The sequence below is a fragment of the Klebsiella sp. HMSC16A12 genome, assembly GCF_001808265.1.
In the GTDB taxonomy this organism is placed as follows: domain Bacteria; phylum Pseudomonadota; class Gammaproteobacteria; order Enterobacterales; family Enterobacteriaceae; genus Klebsiella; species Klebsiella pneumoniae.
This window is the reverse complement of the sequence record NZ_KV792543.1, coordinates 1-2,106: the sequence shown is the minus strand read 5'-3', so window position 1 is coordinate 2,106 and position 2,106 is coordinate 1. Positions and strand designations below refer to the sequence as shown.

Here is a 2,106-nt window from a genome sequence, read left to right as displayed (position 1 = left end):
GGCCCGGTTTTCCCGGCGCCGCAGGCGCGCGGCCTTTCGAGGCGCGGCCAGACGGGGACCGAGGCCCCATTCGCCTGCTCTGTTCCCGAATCAGTCAACAAACATCGAGACCGGGATTTGAAATCGATTTGCCAGCGCCCGCATGTGATCAAAGGTCAGACTGCGTTCACCACTGAGGATCCGGCTGACGAGCGATTTATTACCTATCTCGTTTTCGAAATCGGACTGAGAAAGCCCGTATTGCTGCATAAGAACCCGCAGCAACGATACACCGTTTTTGCCTGCTTCGAAGCGCGTATTAAATTCTTCAAATTCCACCGCGTTATCTTCCCAGGCATCGATGCGGGCAGTCAGCATATCAACCAGCGGGCTGTCCGGATCATGTTCCAGAAGATATTCAACGAGTTTACGTGCCTCTTCGTAATCTTTGCGGGACGAACTGCCACCCAGCAGAGGGACAATACTCGCCAGGTCATTCACCGCTTTATTGGCATCGCTAATCATTCAAACCTGCTGAATTTTAAAGTTAACACCGCAGGCTCTGGCGTACCGAACCAGCGTCTGAATACTCATTCGCGAAGCGTTCTTCTCCATACGTGAGATAGTAGGCGCTTTGATGCCCATACGTTCTGCAACCTGTGCCGACGTCAAACCCGCTTCTTTTCTCCATGTTGCTAAGGTTTCCCGAAGTAGCTCCGAGGCTTCTTCTGCCTCGAATGCCGCGCTGTACTCATGATCGTTCATTGCTTCGGTATGAACCTGGCTAAGGGTTTTATATTTCATTCTGCATTTCCTCCAGTCTGCGAAGTGCCTGATCTATTTCTGCCGGGGGCGTTTTTGGCGATTTTTTGATAAAGATCCGAAGTAGAAAAATACGTTCACCACTCTGATATACCCAGATTCCGCGGGCGATATCTGCCCCCATTGTACGTATTTCGAAAAGGCCGTTTCCAAGCGGCTTGGTATCTGGCTCGCGTAGCTGGCGAGGGTTTGCTTCCAGCTTCATGAGTAGCCTGGCCATTTTTGCACGAATGGCAGCAGGCAGAGCCGTAAACTCTTTTTCAGCCTCATCATGAAAGATGACTGTGAACATGAATGTAATCTCTGGTCCGTATGTGCACACATTAGCTCAAAAGCTAACTTAGCTCAAGAGCTAAGTTAGCTGGCTTCTCACTACCCGACCTTTACGACTTCAATGCCCAGGATCAGAGCGATGAATTCTGCTTTGTTCTGAAGCAACCAGGTGCGTGCTTCGGGTGCCTGAGCTTTGCTGATATCGATATCAAACTGATTAAGCGCTGCAGCATCGGCGTGTCCAAGTGTAATACCGCGCCACTGCATCCCTGCAAAATAGGCGTTCCCTGCCCCCTGCTGGATTTTTCCTTTCACGTGTTCCATTGCCCAGACCTCATTTCACACCCAGACGGCGGAACATATCGGCGATGATATTCCGGCGCGTATATGAAGCACCTGCGGCTTTCAGATCGGCCAGCACGTTATAGGCGTAACTGGCATCCTTTCCATGAAAAGCGATCACCTTTTCCGCTTTTGGTTCAAAACAGGATGGGGAAGTTTCCCGGAAGAAAGCCTCTGATGAGTGTTGATGGCCGTATACTTTCATTTTGCGTTACCTCTGGTCTTTAAGGGATGGCAGCGATACGCCGCCATCCGTGTTTATTTCTCAGCAGTCGTTTGCCGCCAGTTCACTCATCAGTACATCCCGTGCTTCCAGCGCGCGTTCCTCTTCGGCTAGCGTCAGCAGATAGCCGCGCTTTGCCGCAGCGCCCATTAACACCGGACGGTCTTTCAACGGCAGCGCATCCAAATAATCCAGCGCACCACCCAGCAGATGGGCCTGATACAGCTCGTAATGCATCCCGCAGCTCCGACCAGCCTTTTTCTCGATACGTTCAAGCACTACATCGGCGCGGATAACATCGAACGGGTTTCGGGAATGAATGTTGCGCACAAAACCGTCAGTCCGGAGGGTTGTGCTTTCTTTGGTGGAGGGTTTTTCGTTGACGTTTTGTGTGCTCATCCAGCTTTCTCCTTTGTCTGTTTTTCTGCCTTTTAAAACCATCACCCGTTGAGTTGCCGGGGCCGCGG

Annotated in this window: 6 protein-coding genes; all 6 read right to left on the bottom strand. The window is 51.6% G+C overall.

The window, feature by feature from the left end; all coding sequences use genetic code 11:
• Nucleotides 1–90: 90 nt before the first annotated feature.
• A complete protein-coding gene (locus HMPREF3140_RS04015) occupies nt 91–504 on the bottom strand; it encodes a helix-turn-helix domain-containing protein (RefSeq protein ID WP_004182074.1) in 414 nt (137 codons plus the stop codon).
• Nucleotides 505–783, bottom strand: coding sequence for a helix-turn-helix domain-containing protein (locus HMPREF3140_RS04010; protein WP_004152721.1), 279 nt, complete (start codon nt 781–783; stop codon nt 505–507).
• Nucleotides 773–1,093, bottom strand: coding sequence for a type II toxin-antitoxin system RelE/ParE family toxin (locus tag HMPREF3140_RS04005; protein ID WP_004152720.1), 321 nt, complete (start codon nt 1,091–1,093; stop codon nt 773–775). Before HMPREF3140_RS04005 ends, HMPREF3140_RS04010 begins: the two co-directional genes overlap by 11 nt.
• Nucleotides 1,094–1,173: 80 nt before the next feature.
• Nucleotides 1,174–1,398, bottom strand: coding sequence for a hypothetical protein (locus tag HMPREF3140_RS04000; protein WP_004152719.1), 225 nt, complete (start codon nt 1,396–1,398; stop codon nt 1,174–1,176).
• Between the two features lie 10 nt (nt 1,399–1,408).
• Nucleotides 1,409–1,621, bottom strand: coding sequence for a hypothetical protein (locus HMPREF3140_RS03995; protein ID WP_004152718.1), 213 nt, complete (start codon nt 1,619–1,621; stop codon nt 1,409–1,411).
• Between the two features lie 60 nt (nt 1,622–1,681).
• Nucleotides 1,682–2,038: a hypothetical protein gene (locus HMPREF3140_RS03990; protein WP_004152717.1), complete on the bottom strand. Its 357-nt coding sequence runs from the start codon at nt 2,036–2,038 to the stop codon at nt 1,682–1,684.
• Nucleotides 2,039–2,106 lie beyond the last annotated feature (68 nt).

Coding starts and splice junctions, on each gene's coding strand:
- HMPREF3140_RS04015 (WP_004182074.1), bottom strand. CDS start 504: ATGATTAGCGATGCCAATAAAGCGGTGAATGACCTGGCGAGTATTGTC.
- HMPREF3140_RS04010 (WP_004152721.1), bottom strand. CDS start 783: ATGAAATATAAAACCCTTAGCCAGGTTCATACCGAAGCAATGAACGAT.
- HMPREF3140_RS04005 (WP_004152720.1), bottom strand. CDS start 1,093: ATGTTCACAGTCATCTTTCATGATGAGGCTGAAAAAGAGTTTACGGCT.
- HMPREF3140_RS04000 (WP_004152719.1), bottom strand. CDS start 1,398: ATGGAACACGTGAAAGGAAAAATCCAGCAGGGGGCAGGGAACGCCTAT.
- HMPREF3140_RS03995 (WP_004152718.1), bottom strand. CDS start 1,621: ATGAAAGTATACGGCCATCAACACTCATCAGAGGCTTTCTTCCGGGAA.
- HMPREF3140_RS03990 (WP_004152717.1), bottom strand. CDS start 2,038: ATGAGCACACAAAACGTCAACGAAAAACCCTCCACCAAAGAAAGCACA.